This window comes from Nonomuraea sp. NPDC048826 (genome assembly GCF_043198225.1).
Lineage (GTDB): Bacteria > Actinomycetota > Actinomycetes > Streptosporangiales > Streptosporangiaceae > Nonomuraea.
In genome coordinates, this window is record NZ_JBICUQ010000011.1 from 24,301 (window position 1) to 37,826 (window position 13,526).

Below are 13,526 nucleotides of genomic sequence, written 5' to 3' on the forward strand. Positions count from 1 at the left end.
CGTCTCAGGACGCGGCCAGCAGGGTCGACAGCTTGCGCAGGCCGCGTGACGTGCGGGCCTTGACCGTGCCGAGCGGCACGCGCAGCCGGTCGGCGATCTCGCGCTGGCTCAGGTCACCGAAGTAGGCCAGCTCGATGGCCTGCCGCTGGGCGTCCGATAGCTCCGCGAGCGCCCTGGCGAGCCGGTCACGGTCCGCGAGGTCGTCCACCGGGGAACGCCCCCCGCCGGGCGGGTCGCCGGCCTCCTCCAGCGGCACGGTGGCGGGCCGCCGGCTGCGCAGGTGGTCGACGGCGCGGCGGTGGGCGATGGCGAAGACCCAGGCCGCCTGACTTCTGGCCGGGTCGTACCGCGCGCGGGACCGCCAGACGTCGGCGAAGACGACCTGCACCAGGTCCTCCACGTCCTGAGCGGGCACGAACCTGCGCAGGTAGGAACGCACGGCGGGGCCGTGCGCTCGGTAGCACGCGCCGAGCGCGTCCTCGTCACTGGTCTGCATGGGCCTGTCCCTCACCAGAAAAACCTATTCAAAACTTATTCATAGTCCGGCATGCGGGATCGCCACAAGAGCTCCATGGGGAAGGACCGCGTCAGTCGAGCGTGGCGGCGATGCGCGCGACGGCCTCGGGCAGCGTCGACACGCGGGTCACGCCGGGAGGCGGCTCGCCCTGCCAGCCGAGCCCGCCGACGACGATCTCGCAGGCGGGACGGAGCTTCGGCAGCGCGGCGAGCGGGGCGGTGTCGCCGGTGGCCGCCTGCTGCGACCAGACGAACACGACCACCGGGCCGAGCCGCCGCATCGCGTGGGCCAGCGCCGCGTAGGGGGTGCGCGCGCCCAGGACGCGGGTGTGCACGCCGCGTTCGCCGAGCGCGGCGGCCAGGGCGTGCACCGGCAGGCTGTGCTGCTCGTCCTCGGCGCAGGCCAGCAGCACCGGACGGCCCGGGTGCGGCGGGACGTCGCGGATGAGGCGGTGCAGCGCCGCCTGGACCCGGTCGGACAGCAGATGCTCCACGTCGATGCCCGCGCCGGTGTCGTCCTGGCGCCGGCAGATGGCGTCGAAGACGGGCAGCACGAGCCGCTCCCACGTCCACACCACGCCGTGCTCGGCCAGCGCCTCCTCCACCAGGGAGGAGACCAGGTGGCTGTCGAGCATGAGCGCGGCGCGGCCCAGCGCGGCGGTGGCCGGGCGCCCGGCGGCCGGCTCCCTCTCAGGGGGGGCCGGGGCGGGCTCCGCCGCCGGGGCGGGAGCCGTGGCCGGGAGCGCCAGGGCCAGCCTGGCGGCCTCCGCGGGCGCCAGACCGGTGGCGATCAGGCGTTTCATCTCGGTCAGCCGCCGCAGGTCGGCGGCGTCGTAGCGGCGGTGGCCACCCGCGGTGCGGCGGCTGGGGCCCAGGCCGTACCGCAGGTTCCAGGTGCGCAACGTGGGCGCGGGCACGCCGAGCCGACGGGAGGCGGCTCCGATGCCGTAGCCCGCGTCCTCCACGTTGTCCGGTGTCTCCTCGACCATGGTTGTCCCGCCGACGTCCCGACGTGTCCGACCATCTTTTCGCGGTTCCGGGGTTGCTTGGACGCATGAGCAGGCGTGTCCCCCACGGAAACCCGACATCCGGTGGTTACCGTGATGAGGCGATTCGAGATCGCGTGCAACCGGGTCAGCCCCTCATGCGAAGACTTCCCATAGCGACAGAAGGGGCTGCGTGCATGGACACGGTGATCGCGCGAACCACCCACGTGCGCGAGCAGGTCGACCGGCACTTGGCGCGATTGCTGGACCAGCAGGTCCGCCGGCTCGGCTTCCTCGATGCGACGGAGCTGGACCTGGTGCGCGAGTACCTGGCGGAGTTCGTCCTCGGCGGCGGGAAGAGGCTGCGGCCCTCGTTCGTCTACTGGGGCTACCGGGCGGCCGGCGGCGAGCGGATGGAGGCGGTGCTGCCCGCGGCGTGCGCCGTGGAGCTGGTCCACGCGGCGGCGCTGCTGCTGGACGACGTGATGGACGAGGCGGGATCGCGGCGCGGCCGGCCGACGGCGCACGTGGCGCTGGCGGCCCTGCACCGCCGGGCCGGCTGGCGGGGCGAGGCCGGACGGTTCGGCGAGTCGGCCGCGACCCTGCTCGCGCTGCTGGCCCTGAGCTGGGCCGACGCGGCACTGCTGGAGACGGGGCCGCACCTGGCGGCCACGCTCGACATCCTCACCCGGATGCGGGTGGAGGCGATCGGCGGGCAGTATCTCGACCTGGCCCGCACCGCCGGGGCCGTGACCGGCGACGAGCCGTCGCGGGTGATCTCGCTCTACAAGTCGGGCAAGTACACCGTGGAGCGTCCCCTGCACCTCGGTCACGCGGTCGCGGACGGCGACCCGGAGACGCGCCGGACGCTGAGCGCGTACGCGCTGCCGCTGGGCGAGGCGTTCCAGCTCAGGGACGACGTCAACGGCGTGTTCGGTGACCCGGCGCGCACCGGCAAGCCCGCCGGGGCCGACCTGCTCCAGGGCAAGGCGACCTACCTGCTCGCCTACGCCCGGCGCGAGACGGGCAGCCCGCTCCTGGACGACATCACCGACCAGCGCGGCGTGGCCGCAGCGCGCGAGCTGATCGTCGCGTGCGGGGCGCTGGACGCGGCGGAACGGCGCATCGCCGCCCTGGCCGACGAGGCGGTCACGGCGCTCGACCAGTCCCCCGGCATCCCGCCGGACGCCAGACAGGCCCTGGTCGACCTGGCCGCCCTGTGCACCGGAAGGGACAGCCGATGAGCGTCGGACCCAGCACCCCGCACAGCCGGACAGGACCGCCGAGGTGCGCCGGGAAGGATCGCCGATGAGTCCCGTGGTCGTCGTCGGGGCGGGGCTCGGCGGGTTGTCGGCCGCCATCCATCTGGCCGCGGCCGGCCGGGAGGTCACCGTGGTGGAGGCGCTCGGCGAGCCCGGGGGCTGCTGCGGCACCGCCCGCGTCGGGGCGTACCGCTTCGACACCGGACCGTCCGTGCTCACCATGCCCGGCGTGCTGGCGGAGGTCTTCGGGGCCGCCGGGCAGGAGTTGCGGCACTGGTTGCCGCTGCGCCGGTTGGATCCCTCGTACCGGATGGTCTTCGACGACGGGTCGCGGCTGGACGTGCTGCCGGCGCGCGAGGCGATGATCGAGCAGGTGCGCGCGGTGTGCGGGCCGGCGGAGGCGGCCCGGTACGAGCGCTACCGGAGCCTGCTCGACGAGCTGTTCCGGGTCGAGTGGCCGGCGTTCATCGACGCGGACATGACCCGGCTGCGCGGCCTGGCCCGGCCGGCGGCGCTGTTGCGGCTGGCCAGGATGGGCGGCTTCCGCCGGCTGGACCGTCTGGCGGCGCGCTACCTGACGGACCCGCGGCTGATCAAGGCGCACACGTTCCAGTCGCTGTACGTGGGGCTGTCGCCGCAGCGCGCGCTGGGCATCTACGCCGTCATCGCGCACATGGACACCGTCGGCGGCGTGTACTTCCCCGAGCAGGGCGGCATGCACGCGATCCCGGCGGCCATGGCGGCGTTGCTGGAGAAGCTGGGCGCGGGCATCCGCTACGGCGCGCCCGCGAGCCGGATCGAGACGGACGGCGACGGCGTCACCGGCGTGCTGCTGCGCGACGGCGAGCGGCTGCCCGCCCGGCAGGTCGTCGTCGCCTGCGACCGGCTGGCGGCCCGGCGGCTGCTTCCCGCGCACGCGGGCGACTGGCGGCTGCGCCGCCCGCACCACTCCCCGTCGTGCCTGGTGATGCACGTCGGCCTGGACCGCCCGCCGGCCGGCCAGGCGCACCACACGCTGCACTTCGGCCGGACCTGGGGCGAGACGTTCACCGAGCTGGCGGCGGGCCGCCCGCAGCCCGACCCGAGCCTGCTGGTCACCTGCCCGGAGCCGGACGGCGAGGCGGCGCCCGACGGGCACGCCACGCTCAGCGTCCTGGAGCCCGCGCCCAACCTGCGGCACGCCGACTGGGACCGGCTGCGCCCGCAGCTGGAGTCGAGGCTGCTCGGCCGGATGGCCGGCCTCGGCTACGGCGACCTCTCGGACGCGCCCCGGCTGGTGCTGGACCCGCCCGCGTGGGCCGCGCGCGGGCACAGCGCGGGCACCCCGTTCGCGCTGGACCACCGCTTCACCCAGACGGCGTGGCTGCGCCCCTCCGCCGTGGCCCGGCGGGTGCCCGGACTGCACTTCGCCGGCATGTACACCGCGCCGGGGGTCGGGGTGCCGCCCGTGCTCATCTCCGGCCGGCTCGCCGCCGCACGCATCCTCGAGGAGACCCGTTGACGCTCACCGCCAGCTACGAACGCTGCCGGCGGCTCCACGCCCGCTACGGCCGCTCCTACTACCTCGCCACCCGGCTGCTGCCGCAGTGGAAGCGGCGGCACGTGCACGCCCTGTACGGTTTCGCCCGGTACGCGGACGAGATCGTCGACTCCTTCACCATGACCGCCGGCCGGGCCCGCGCGCTGGACGCCCTCACCGCCAGGGTCGAGGCCGGGCTCGCCGGGGCGAAGGCGGACGACCCGGTGCTGCCCGCGTTCCTGCACACCGTGCACTCCTTCGGCATCGGCCACGACGACATCGGCGCGTTCCTGGCGTCCATGCGCGCGGACCTGTCGGTGACCCGGTACGCGACCTACGACGACCTGCTCGGCTACATGGCCGGGTCGGCCGCCGCCATCGGCACCATGATGCTGCCGGTGCTGGAGCCGGTGCCCGGCCGGGAGGTGGCGGCCCGCGAGCCCGCGCGCCAGCTCGGCCTGGCCTTCCAGCTCACCAACTTCCTGCGCGACGTGGCCGAGGACCACGCCCGCGGCCGGGTCTACCTGCCGATGGAGGACCTGGACAAGTTCGGGGTGGACCCAAGCGAGCTGGGCGCCCGCCGCACCGGGTCCGCCCTGCGGGACCTGCTCGCCTTCCAGGCGGGACGGGCCCGCGACCACTACCGGGCCGCCGCCGAGGGCGTCGGCCTGCTCGCCCCCTCGTCCCGGCCGTGCATCCGCGCCGCCGTCGACCTGTACGGCGGCATCCTGGACGAGATCGAGCGCCGCGGCTTCGAGGTCCTGGCGGGCCGGGTACGGGTGCCGCGCCGGCGCAAGGCGGCCGTGTTCGCCCGCCACCTGCTGGCCTCCGCCGAGGCGGGCAGGGCCGAGCGGCGCGTCCGCGTGGAGCTTCCGTGACCGGCGGCCCGCCCGTGGTCCTGGACGCGATGGGCGGCGACCACGGGCCGGTCGAGACGGTCGCCGGGGCGGTGGCGGCGTGGCGGGCGCACGGGATGCCCGTGGTGCTGGTCGGCGCACGGGACCGGGTGGAACGTGAGCTGCGCGGGCACGGGGCCCTGGGAGAGATCGCCGTGGTGCACGCCGAGGACGCCGTGCCGATGGCCGCGCCCGGCGCCGCCGCCGCGGCACGGACGACGTCGAGCCTCGCCGTGGGCTGCGAGCTGGTCCGCCGGGGCGAGGGCGGGGCGTTCGTGTCCGCCGGCTCCACCGGCGCGGTGGTCTCGTGCGCGGTGCGCGGCATCGGCCGGGCCGGCGGGGTGTTGCGGCCCGCGCTGGCCGTGGCCCTGCCCGCGCTGACGGGCGGGGCCAGTGTGCTGGTGGACGCGGGTGCGACGGCCGATCCGAGCCCGGCCATGGTGGCCCAGTTCGCCCTGCTGGGCGCGGGGTACGCGCGGACCGTGCTGGGCCGCGACGACCCGGTGGTGGGGCTGCTGTCGATCGGCTCGGAGCCGGGCAAGGGCAACCGGCTGACCCGCCGGGCCGGTGACCTGCTCGCCGGCCTGCCGGTGCGCTTCCACGGCAACATCGAGGGCCACGACGTGCTGGCCGGCACCGTGGACGTGATCGTCACCGACGGCTTCACCGGCAACGTCGTGCTGAAGAACGTCGAGGGCTGCGTCCGCACGGCGCTGACCATGGTCGCCCGAGCCGGCATCGCCTCCCCCGACCGGCTCACCGAGGTCGCCCGCCACTACGACCCGGAGACCCACGGCGGCGCCGCCCTGCTCGGCCTGCGCGGCACCGTCGTGGTCGCGCACGGCTCCTCCCCGGCGGCCACGATCGCCCGCGCCTGCGTGGTGGCGCACGCCCTGGCGGAGCAGGACCCGGCGGCCGGCATCGAGGCCGCGGCGGCGGAGCCGGTGGCATGACCACCGGCTCAGCGCAGCGGGTCGGCCCCGTCCCAGGCGCCCTCGCTGGCGTACGGGGTGAACCGGGCGAACAGCTCCTCGGCGTACCAGTCGTGCGCCCGCACCCGCTCGATGACCTGGCGGTGCGCCTCGCCCCGGTAGGCGAAGGAGCGCACCGCCTCCCGGTCGCGCCAGAGCGAGAAGGTCGCCTGCCGGGCCAGCGGCCACTCGCCGACGCCGATCGAGGCCAGGCAGCCGTCCTGCCGCCGCAGCAGCTCGTCGACCCGCGGCACCGACCGGTAGAAGGCGACCAGGCGGCTCGGCCGGATCGACGCCCTGGTGAGCACCGCCACCGGTCCCGCGCCCAGGGCCGCCGCGGCCCGTCCGCCGCCGAGGGAGCCGGCGAACGGGTCGCGGCCCGACCAGGCGCCGCGCGAGGCCGTCGGGGCCAGCCGGACCTGCCAGTGCTCGGCCGCCTCCGCCCGCCACCGGGCCGCGATCGGCGAGGTGCGCAGGAAGGCGTCCAGGTCGTCCTCGCCGCGCCAGACCGCGAACAGCGCCCACCGGCGCAGATCCGCCCCCAGGGACATGGCCCGGCCCCGGCCGGTGCCGAGCAGCCGCCAGAACAGCAGCCCGCCGGCCCGCCGCAGCAACGGCCGGTCGAAGGCCATGTGCCGCATCGCGCGGGCGCTGTCGTACCGGATGAGGTGGAACGACGCCATGGTTGAGGTACTGGTCCCGGTCATCGCCGGCTACCTGCTCGGCTCGGTGCCGGTCGCGGTCCTGGTGGCGCGCGCGCACGGCGTCGACCCGCGCGACGTCGGCGACCGCAACCCCGGGTACTGGAACGTCAAGGAGCAGCTCGGCGGGCGGGCGGCGGTGCCGGTGTTCGCCGGCGACACGCTGAAGGGCGCGCTGGCCGCCCTGACGGCTCTCCTGGTCAGCGGCGCGCACACCACCGCGTTCGGCGTGGTCACCGGGGCGAGCGTGCTGCCGGTGTACCTGGCGGTGGCGGCGGCCATGGCAGGGCACGCGTGGCCGGTCTTCGCCGGCTTCCGTGGCGGCCGGTCCATCCTGACCTTCGCGGGCGGCATCGCGGTCATCTGCCCTCCGGCGTTCGTGCTGGCGGTGGCCGCGCTGGTGGTGACGGCCCTGGCTCTGCGCTCGTTCGCGGTGGGGGCGCGCCTGGCGGTGTTCGGCGTGCCGGTGCTGCAGCTGCTGTTCGCGCCCGTGGAGCTGGTGGCGGCCACCGGGGGGCTGATGTGCCTCATCGGGCTGCGCTTCGGTCAGGCGGCTCGTACCGCGCGCCGCCGCTGACGTCCGGGTACGTGCGACCGCGCCAGGTCCGCACCGGACGCAGCGTGGCCTGGGTCAGCCGGACCGCGGACGCCGGGTCCAGCAGCGGCGACAGCAGCAGGCCCAGGCCGGGACGTCGGTAGCTGCCGCGCAGCGCGCCCGTGAGCAGCAGCCGCACCGCCAGCAGCGCCGCGTCCAGGCGGGTCGGGCGGCCGGTCGCCAGCCGGAGCACCGGCAGCGCCCCGGTCAGCCAGACGACGGCCAGGTCGGCCGCCCGCCACCCGGGCCCGGTGACGTCGCGCAGCGGCAGCGAACGCCCCCACTCCCGCCACAGCTCGCCTACCGAGTCGTGCATGTCGACCTCCAGCAGGCCGCCCGCGTCCAGGAAGCCGACCGTCCAGCCCCGCGCCGCCAGGCACCTGGCCAGCGCCACGTCGTCCGTCATGTGGCCGCGGACGAGCGCGAACCCGTCCACCCCGGTCATCCGGTCGCGGCGGAAGGCCATGCACTGGCCGTTGGCGACGGTACGGTGCGGCGGCGGCGGACTCGCCGGGCCGACCGGCCCGAACCGGTAGACCAGCGTCGCCAGCATGGAGGCGTGCAGGGCCTGCTCCAGCACGCCGTCACAGACGAACCTCGGGGCCGCGCTCACCAGGTCGTACTCCTCCAGGGCGGCCGCCAGCGCGCCGAACAGGCCGGGCTCCGGCCGGGCGTCGGCGTCCAGCGTGACCACGACCTCGCCGACTGCCACTGCCACCCCCTGGCGCAGCGCCCACTGCTTGCCCACCCACCCATCGGGCAACGGCTCGGCGGTGACGACCTTGGCCCCCGCCGCGGCCGCCGCCTCCGCCGTGCCGTCGCGGGAGCCGTCGTCGACCACGATCACCTCGCCGACGGCGGGGGCCGAGAGCGCGGCGCGCAGGCACGGGCCGATCCTGGCCGCCTCGTCGCGGGCGGGGATCACCACGGAGATCGTCACGCCCGCCTCCCGCCGCGCCCGCAGGGCCGGCAACCGCCGCCGCCCCCGCGCCAGCCGCGCCAGCACCACACCGGCGGCGACCCCCTGCGCAGCCGTGAGCAACCTCATCCCGACCCCCCTCGCGGGCGCCGTGCGTCCTGGAAGTCCTGGGTCACCAGGTCGGCGACGATGCGGGCGCCGAGGGTCACCATGGGGAGGCCGCCGCCCGGGTGGGCCGAGCCGCCGACCAGGTAGAGGCCGCGGCGGGGGCCGCGGTTGCCGGGGCGGAGGAAGGCGGAGGTCCTGCCCCGGTAGGCGGTGCCGTAGATGGCGCCGCCCCAGGACCCGTAGCGGTCGCGCAGGTCCGCCGGGGTGAAGACGTCGGCGAAGCGCAGCCGGCCCGCCAGGTCGTGGCCGTGCTCGGCGAGCCGCTCCAGCACCAGATCCCGGTACGCCTCCAGCCGGATCGGCCATCGGCCGGGGTCCCTGGCGGGGACGTTGACCAGCATCGTCCAGTTCTCCGCCCCCGCCGGGGCCTGGGACGGGTCGTCCACGGCCGAGCAGCCGACGTAGATCGTCGGGTCGAGCGGCGGGCTGCCGCGGTCGAAGATGTCGGCGAACTCCCGCGCGTAGTCGGCCGAAAACAGCACCGAATGATGCGGCAGCCCGGGGGTGCGTCCCTCGACCCCGGCCAGCACCAGCAGCGCCGACGACGAGCGCCCCAGCCGGGCGATCCGGCGCAGCCGCCGGCGGTCCGGCAGCAGGCGGCCGTACAGCGCGGCGGCGTCGGTGTTGGCCACCACCACGTCCGCCCGCACCCGTGCGCCGCTCGCCAGCCGCACCCCGGTGACCGCGCCGCCGTCGGCCTCGACCGCGTCGACCGGCTCGGACAGGAACACCTGCACCCCGGCGGCCTTCAGCAGCAGGGCCAGGTCGTCGGCCAGCCTGGCCAGGCCGCCCGGCGCGTACCAGACGCCCTGCCCGTGCTCCAGCGCGGGGACGCAGCCGAGTGCGGCGGGCGCGCGGTAGGGGCTGGACCCGGCGTAGGTGGCGTAGCGGCCGACGTACTGCCGCAGTCGGGCGTCGCGGAAGTACCGGCGGGCGAGCCCGTCGAGCGTCCGCGCGGGCGCCACAGCCAGCAGGTCGGAGAGCCTGGCCTCGCCCGGCGGCCGGATCAGCGGGCCGGCGAACACGGTCCGGTTCGCCGACTCCAGGGCGCCGCGCGCCCAGCCGTGGAAGGCGCGCCAGGCCCGTCCTTCACCCGGCGCCAGCCGCTCCACCTCGGCCGCCATCAGCTCGGGGTCGCGCCGGGCGGCCAGCACCGTGCCGTCGGCGAACCGGTAGCGGCACAGCGGGTCCGGCTCGACCAGCTCGCGGTCCAGCCCCAGGTCGCGGAAGAGCCCGGGCATGGTGAGCAGCGACGGACCCAGGGAGAAGGCGAACCCGTCGCGGCGGTGCTCGGCCAGCTTGCCGCCCAGCCGGGGCAACTGCTCGTACAGCCGGACCTCGTGCCCCCGCCGGGCCAGCAGCAGGGCGGACACCATGCCGCCCACGCCGCCGCCGATCACCGTCACCGCTGCCATGACCGCCTCCAAGCCGACGCGGCGAACGCGCCCATCGTGATCCCGCCGGCCGCCGCCACCAGCGGGTCGGTCGGGTCGAACACCGCCGCGAAGGCGATCGTCTCCATGACCGCCATGACCGTGTACACCGCGAGCAGCCCACGCCCCGGCCGGACGTCACCGCCGATCCACCCGATGACAAGCATGACCACGGCCGACACCAGCAGCCATCCGGCGAAGTTGCTCAGCGGGATGCCGCGGTAGAAGCCGTCCTCCGCCCACGTCCACAGCCCGAGCCGGACCATCTGCGGGTCCAGGAACAGGTCCCAGGCGGTCAGCGCGGCGGCGCCCACGCAGACCCGCGCCCAACCGGCCGGCGCGATCCCGACGGCCACCGCGTACGCCGCCAGCCCCATGCCGCCCCAGGCCACCGCCACCACGACGGGGACGCCGCCCACCTGGGGCCAGAGCACGTCACTGTAGGCGTAGTCGCCGAACGGGAACCCGGTCAGCACGCCGACGACCTCGGCCGCGTACCCGGTCAGCACGGCCCCGCCGAACGCGGCCAGCGCCCTGCGCGGGCCCCACGCGGCGGCGGCGAAGGCGACGGCGGACGCGGCGAGCAGCGTCACGATCAGCGCGGTGAACCGCTCCGGCCGCACGGCCAGGCCGGAGGCCACCTGCAGCGCCACCATGGCCGCCAGGGTCAGCACTCCCAGCGCGCGTGCCGGCCCGAGGGTCACGCGTCCCGTCTGTTCGCTTCTCGCCTGTTCCACACACTGTCTTTCGAAGCCGCCGCGATCACGGATGCACGTGCCCGGTGGCGTCCCAAACGAGCGTCACGGCAGTCCGAGCATCGGGGCAAGATTCGCGTCCCGCCGCCGTGACCAGGCACGGCGTCCCGCGCCGGATGGCGTGCGGCGATCCGTTGTGGGCATCTGTGGAGCATGGCTGAGGACCAGGGTTGCGGCAGGCCGCGGGTGGCGGTGTCGAGCTGCCTGCTCGGCGAGCCCGTACGGCACAACGGCAACCACAGCCGCGCCCGCTACCTCACCGACGAGCTGGCGCCGTTCGTCGACTGGGCGCCGATCTGCCCGGAGATGGAGCTCGGCCTCGGCGCGCCCCGCGAGTCGATGCGGCTCGAACGGTCGCCCGACGGCCCCCGGCTCATGACCCGCACCAGCCGCCGCGACCTCACCCCCGCCATGACGGAGCTGGCGGCGAAGCGGTCCGCCGGGCTGGACGCCGACGGCTACGTGTTCAAGGCCAAGAGCCCGAGCTGCGGCATCCACGGCATCCCGCTCTACGCCGGGGACACGGCGGTGACCCGGCAGAACCGCGGGCTGTTCGCCGACGCGGTGATCGAGGCGCATCCGCTGCTGCCCGTGGAGGACGAGGGCCGGCTGAACGACGCGGTGCTGCGTGAGGCGTTCACCGAGCGGATCTTCGCCCACGCGCGGCTGCGCGAGCTGCTGGAGGGCGACTGGCGGCCCCGCGACCTGGTGATCTTCCAGTCCCGGCACAAGATGCAGCTGCTCGCGCACTCGCCCGTCGGTTACCGGGAGACCGGCCGCCTGGTCGCCGAGGCGGGCACCCGGCCACGCGCGGAGCTGGCCGAGGCGTACGGCACGGCGTTCCGCACCGCGATGGCGGCCAAGGCGTCGGTCGGGCGCAACGTCAACGTGCTGCAGCACTGCCTGGGCATGCTCGGCGACGAGCTCGACCCGGTCCGCCGCGCCGACCTGGCCGAGGTGATCGACTCGTACCAGGCGCGCCGGGTGGCGCTCAGCGTGCCGCTCGCCCTACTGCGCCACCACGCCCGCGGTGAGGCCGCGACCTACGTCCACGAGCAGACCTTCTTCTCGCCGTACCCGGACGAGCTGGGGCTGCGCAACCACGTCGTCTGACGGTTTGGCGGCCCGGCGCCGGGGCAGCGCGGTGACGATGGAGAACCGGTACGACTTCGCCTTCGACCACCGCTACGCCCGGCTGCTGGGCCTGCTGGGCATCCGGCCCGACACCAGCTACGTGCTCGTGACAGACGACGCGCTGCGGGTGCGGTTCGGGCGGTGGGAGGTGGCCACCCCGCTGTCCAACGTGACCGACGTGCGGGTGACCGGCCCGTACACCGCGATCAAGGCGATCGGGGTGCGCATGTCGCTGGCCGACCGGGGGCTCACCTTCGGGTCGGGCACCCGGGAGGGCGTGTGCGTGCGGTTCCGTGAGCCGGTGCGCGGCAGCGACCCGCTGGGGCTGATGCGCCATCCCGGGCTCACCGTCACCGTCGCCGACTGCGCCGGGCTGGCCGACCGGCTGCGGCGGCACGCCACCTCGGGGTAGAGGCGTCTTGACGCGAAGATGGGCAGATCCGGGGCGTGCGGGCGCGGGCCCGGGTAGGGCGGCGCACATGACGAAGAAGCGGAAGGAAGAGCCGTCGGTGGGCGACGAGGTCACCTGGCGCAGCCACGGGTCCACCGCCCACGGCAAGGTCGAGAAGAAGGTCACCGACAGGCGGCAGGAGGCCGGCCGCACGGTGGCCGCCTCGCCCGAGGATCCCCAGTACGTGGTGCGCAGCGAGAAGAGCGGCAAGAAGGCCGTGCACAAGCCGTCGGCGCTGCGCAAGGGGAAGGGCTCATGACCGAGGAGGAGGAGCGGACGGTCGCCGCCGAGTTCGACGAGGCGGTGAACATGACCGCCAAGGAGCTGGAAGGCTGGCTCGCCACGGACGAGTCCAAGGCCGTGGGCCAGAAGGACGGCGGCGGCGAGTCCACCGGGCACGAGTCCGGACGCAGGATCGTCGAGCTGCTGCACGCGAAGCGGTCGTCCCTGACCGAGCAGGACTACGCGCACATGCGCAAGGTCGTCGGCTACGTGCACCGGCACCTGGCGCAGCGGCCGTCCGGCGACGTCCGGGACACCCGGTGGCGTCACTCGCTGATGAACTGGGGCCACGACCCGCTCAAGTGAGATCGGATCGAACCTCGGGGCGCGTGGTGCGTATCTCGAAGAGAAGAGCCCCCCGCGCACCGAAGAGGCACCATGACGATTCATCCCGGCAAGCTGTCCGGCGTCGCGTGCGCCGTGGTCCTGGGCGCGTCGCTCACCGCCTGCGGAGCGTCGTCGGAGGCCGGGACGCGTCCGGCGGCCCATCACGGCGCTCCTCACAGCTCCGAGCACAGCGCCGGTCACAGCGCCCATGCGGCACCGCCGGCCGCGAGCGTCCCGCCGGCGCCGAAGGCGGCCGAGCAGAGCATCGACCAGCTCGGCGCCGCTCTCGGCTGCCCGCGGCCCAACATGCAGATCGACGCCGACGAGCTGCGGCAGGCCGCCTGCCAGACGTCCAGCAACCGGGCCACCCTGGTCACCTTCAAGACGGGCAAGGGCCAGCGTGACTGGCTGGACGCCGCGCAGCCGTACGGGGGCTCGTACCTGGTGGGCGAGCGCTGGGTGGTCGTCTCGGAGCCGGCGGTGCTGGAGAGCCTGCGCATCCGGCTGGGCGGGCAGATCGAGACGACGCAGCACCACTGAGGGTGCCGGGGACTCCGGTCTCTTGACAGGTGCTCCATGCCCTCACCTATCTTGTACATATGAATAGGTCT

Annotated in this window: 16 protein-coding genes; 10 read left to right on the plus strand and 6 right to left on the minus strand. The window is 75.2% G+C overall.

All coding sequences use genetic code 11. The features are described 5' to 3' along the window. Positions 1–4: 4 nt before the first annotated feature. Together ACGFI7_RS34760 and ACGFI7_RS34765 are read right to left on the minus strand one after the other, a co-directional pair. The gene (locus ACGFI7_RS34760; RefSeq protein WP_393412225.1) at positions 5–496 is read right to left on the minus strand and encodes an RNA polymerase sigma factor; all 492 of its coding nucleotides are present in this window, start codon (positions 494–496) and stop codon (positions 5–7) included. Positions 497–587: 91 nt separating this feature from the next. Further along, positions 588–1,505, minus strand: coding sequence for a MerR family transcriptional regulator (locus ACGFI7_RS34765; protein WP_393412226.1), 918 nt, complete (start codon positions 1,503–1,505; stop codon positions 588–590). A 194-nt stretch (positions 1,506–1,699) separates the two neighbouring features. Between ACGFI7_RS34765 and ACGFI7_RS34770 the strand changes: the two genes are divergently transcribed. The 4 genes from ACGFI7_RS34770 (at position 1,700) to plsX (ending at position 6,132) form a co-directional block, all read left to right on the plus strand. Then, positions 1,700–2,746, plus strand: a complete 1,047-nt coding sequence (locus tag ACGFI7_RS34770) for a polyprenyl synthetase family protein (protein WP_393412228.1) — start codon at positions 1,700–1,702, stop codon at positions 2,744–2,746. A gap of 64 nt (positions 2,747–2,810) precedes the next feature. After that, positions 2,811–4,265, plus strand: a complete 1,455-nt coding sequence (locus ACGFI7_RS34775) for a phytoene desaturase family protein (protein WP_393412230.1) — start codon at positions 2,811–2,813, stop codon at positions 4,263–4,265. Next, a complete protein-coding gene (locus tag ACGFI7_RS34780) occupies positions 4,262–5,161 on the plus strand; it encodes a phytoene/squalene synthase family protein (RefSeq protein WP_393412232.1) in 900 nt (299 codons plus the stop codon). Before ACGFI7_RS34775 ends, ACGFI7_RS34780 begins: the two co-directional genes overlap by 4 nt. After that, positions 5,158–6,132, plus strand: a complete 975-nt coding sequence (plsX, locus tag ACGFI7_RS34785) for a phosphate acyltransferase PlsX (RefSeq protein ID WP_393412234.1) — start codon at positions 5,158–5,160, stop codon at positions 6,130–6,132. Before ACGFI7_RS34780 ends, plsX begins: the two co-directional genes overlap by 4 nt. 8 nt (positions 6,133–6,140) lie before the next feature. Here plsX and ACGFI7_RS34790 read toward each other — a convergent pair whose 3' ends face one another. Continuing rightward, a complete protein-coding gene (locus tag ACGFI7_RS34790; RefSeq protein ID WP_393412236.1) occupies positions 6,141–6,833 on the minus strand; it encodes a spheroidene monooxygenase in 693 nt (230 codons plus the stop codon). On the opposite strand from ACGFI7_RS34790, the gene ACGFI7_RS34795 reads away from it, so the two are divergent. Then, positions 6,832–7,428: a glycerol-3-phosphate acyltransferase gene (locus tag ACGFI7_RS34795; protein ID WP_393412238.1), complete on the plus strand. Its 597-nt coding sequence runs from the start codon at positions 6,832–6,834 to the stop codon at positions 7,426–7,428. The two genes, ACGFI7_RS34790 and ACGFI7_RS34795, sit on opposite strands and share 2 nt — an antisense overlap. Here the strand turns inward: ACGFI7_RS34795 and ACGFI7_RS34800 are convergent. From ACGFI7_RS34800 to ACGFI7_RS34810, 3 genes are read right to left on the minus strand one after another with little or no spacing between them, the layout of a single operon-like run. Beyond that, a complete protein-coding gene (locus ACGFI7_RS34800; RefSeq protein ID WP_393412240.1) occupies positions 7,379–8,494 on the minus strand; it encodes a glycosyltransferase in 1,116 nt (371 codons plus the stop codon). The two genes, ACGFI7_RS34795 and ACGFI7_RS34800, sit on opposite strands and share 50 nt — an antisense overlap. Then, a complete protein-coding gene (locus tag ACGFI7_RS34805) occupies positions 8,491–9,948 on the minus strand; it encodes a phytoene desaturase family protein (protein ID WP_393412242.1) in 1,458 nt (485 codons plus the stop codon). Before ACGFI7_RS34805 ends, ACGFI7_RS34800 begins: the two co-directional genes overlap by 4 nt. Further along, positions 9,936–10,670 carry a carotenoid biosynthesis protein gene (locus ACGFI7_RS34810; protein ID WP_393412244.1) on the minus strand — a complete coding sequence of 245 codons (735 nt, stop codon included), beginning with the start codon at positions 10,668–10,670 and terminating at the stop codon, positions 9,936–9,938. Before ACGFI7_RS34810 ends, ACGFI7_RS34805 begins: the two co-directional genes overlap by 13 nt. Positions 10,671–10,874: 204 nt before the next feature. Here ACGFI7_RS34810 and ACGFI7_RS34815 point away from each other — a divergent pair, with 204 nt between their 5' ends. From ACGFI7_RS34815 to ACGFI7_RS34835, 5 genes are all read left to right on the plus strand, one after another. Continuing rightward, on the plus strand, positions 10,875–11,834 hold the full coding sequence (locus ACGFI7_RS34815) for a YbgA family protein (protein WP_393412246.1): 960 nt from the start codon (positions 10,875–10,877) through the stop codon (positions 11,832–11,834). Between the two features lie 4 nt (positions 11,835–11,838). Then, a complete protein-coding gene (locus tag ACGFI7_RS34820) occupies positions 11,839–12,267 on the plus strand; it encodes a hypothetical protein (RefSeq protein WP_393412248.1) in 429 nt (142 codons plus the stop codon). A 67-nt stretch (positions 12,268–12,334) separates the two neighbouring features. Next, complete coding sequence (locus ACGFI7_RS34825; RefSeq protein WP_393412250.1) at positions 12,335–12,565, plus strand: DUF2945 domain-containing protein; 231 nt, start codon at positions 12,335–12,337, stop codon at positions 12,563–12,565. Further along, a complete protein-coding gene (locus ACGFI7_RS34830; protein WP_393412252.1) occupies positions 12,562–12,894 on the plus strand; it encodes a DUF3140 domain-containing protein in 333 nt (110 codons plus the stop codon). The genes ACGFI7_RS34825 and ACGFI7_RS34830 overlap by 4 nt, the downstream gene beginning before the upstream one ends. Positions 12,895–12,966: 72 nt before the next feature. After that, complete coding sequence (locus ACGFI7_RS34835) at positions 12,967–13,455, plus strand: hypothetical protein (protein WP_393412254.1); 489 nt, start codon at positions 12,967–12,969, stop codon at positions 13,453–13,455. Positions 13,456–13,526: the final 71 nt, after the last annotated feature.

What these genes read in the sequence shown, in the direction of transcription:
- ACGFI7_RS34805 (WP_393412242.1), bottom strand. Translation starts at nt 9,948, where the DNA reads ATGGCAGCGGTGACGGTGATCGGCGGCGGCGTGGGCGGCATGGTGTCC.
- ACGFI7_RS34830 (WP_393412252.1), top strand. Translation starts at nt 12,562, where the DNA reads ATGACCGAGGAGGAGGAGCGGACGGTCGCCGCCGAGTTCGACGAGGCG.
- ACGFI7_RS34770 (WP_393412228.1), top strand. Translation starts at nt 1,700, where the DNA reads ATGGACACGGTGATCGCGCGAACCACCCACGTGCGCGAGCAGGTCGAC.
- ACGFI7_RS34795 (WP_393412238.1), top strand. Translation starts at nt 6,832, where the DNA reads ATGGTTGAGGTACTGGTCCCGGTCATCGCCGGCTACCTGCTCGGCTCG.
- ACGFI7_RS34800 (WP_393412240.1), bottom strand. Translation starts at nt 8,494, where the DNA reads ATGAGGTTGCTCACGGCTGCGCAGGGGGTCGCCGCCGGTGTGGTGCTG.
- ACGFI7_RS34825 (WP_393412250.1), top strand. Translation starts at nt 12,335, where the DNA reads ATGACGAAGAAGCGGAAGGAAGAGCCGTCGGTGGGCGACGAGGTCACC.
- ACGFI7_RS34765 (WP_393412226.1), bottom strand. Translation starts at nt 1,505, where the DNA reads ATGGTCGAGGAGACACCGGACAACGTGGAGGACGCGGGCTACGGCATC.
- ACGFI7_RS34815 (WP_393412246.1), top strand. Translation starts at nt 10,875, where the DNA reads ATGGCTGAGGACCAGGGTTGCGGCAGGCCGCGGGTGGCGGTGTCGAGC.
- ACGFI7_RS34790 (WP_393412236.1), bottom strand. Translation starts at nt 6,833, where the DNA reads ATGGCGTCGTTCCACCTCATCCGGTACGACAGCGCCCGCGCGATGCGG.
- ACGFI7_RS34775 (WP_393412230.1), top strand. Translation starts at nt 2,811, where the DNA reads ATGAGTCCCGTGGTCGTCGTCGGGGCGGGGCTCGGCGGGTTGTCGGCC.
- ACGFI7_RS34835 (WP_393412254.1), top strand. Translation starts at nt 12,967, where the DNA reads ATGACGATTCATCCCGGCAAGCTGTCCGGCGTCGCGTGCGCCGTGGTC.
- ACGFI7_RS34760 (WP_393412225.1), bottom strand. Translation starts at nt 496, where the DNA reads ATGCAGACCAGTGACGAGGACGCGCTCGGCGCGTGCTACCGAGCGCAC.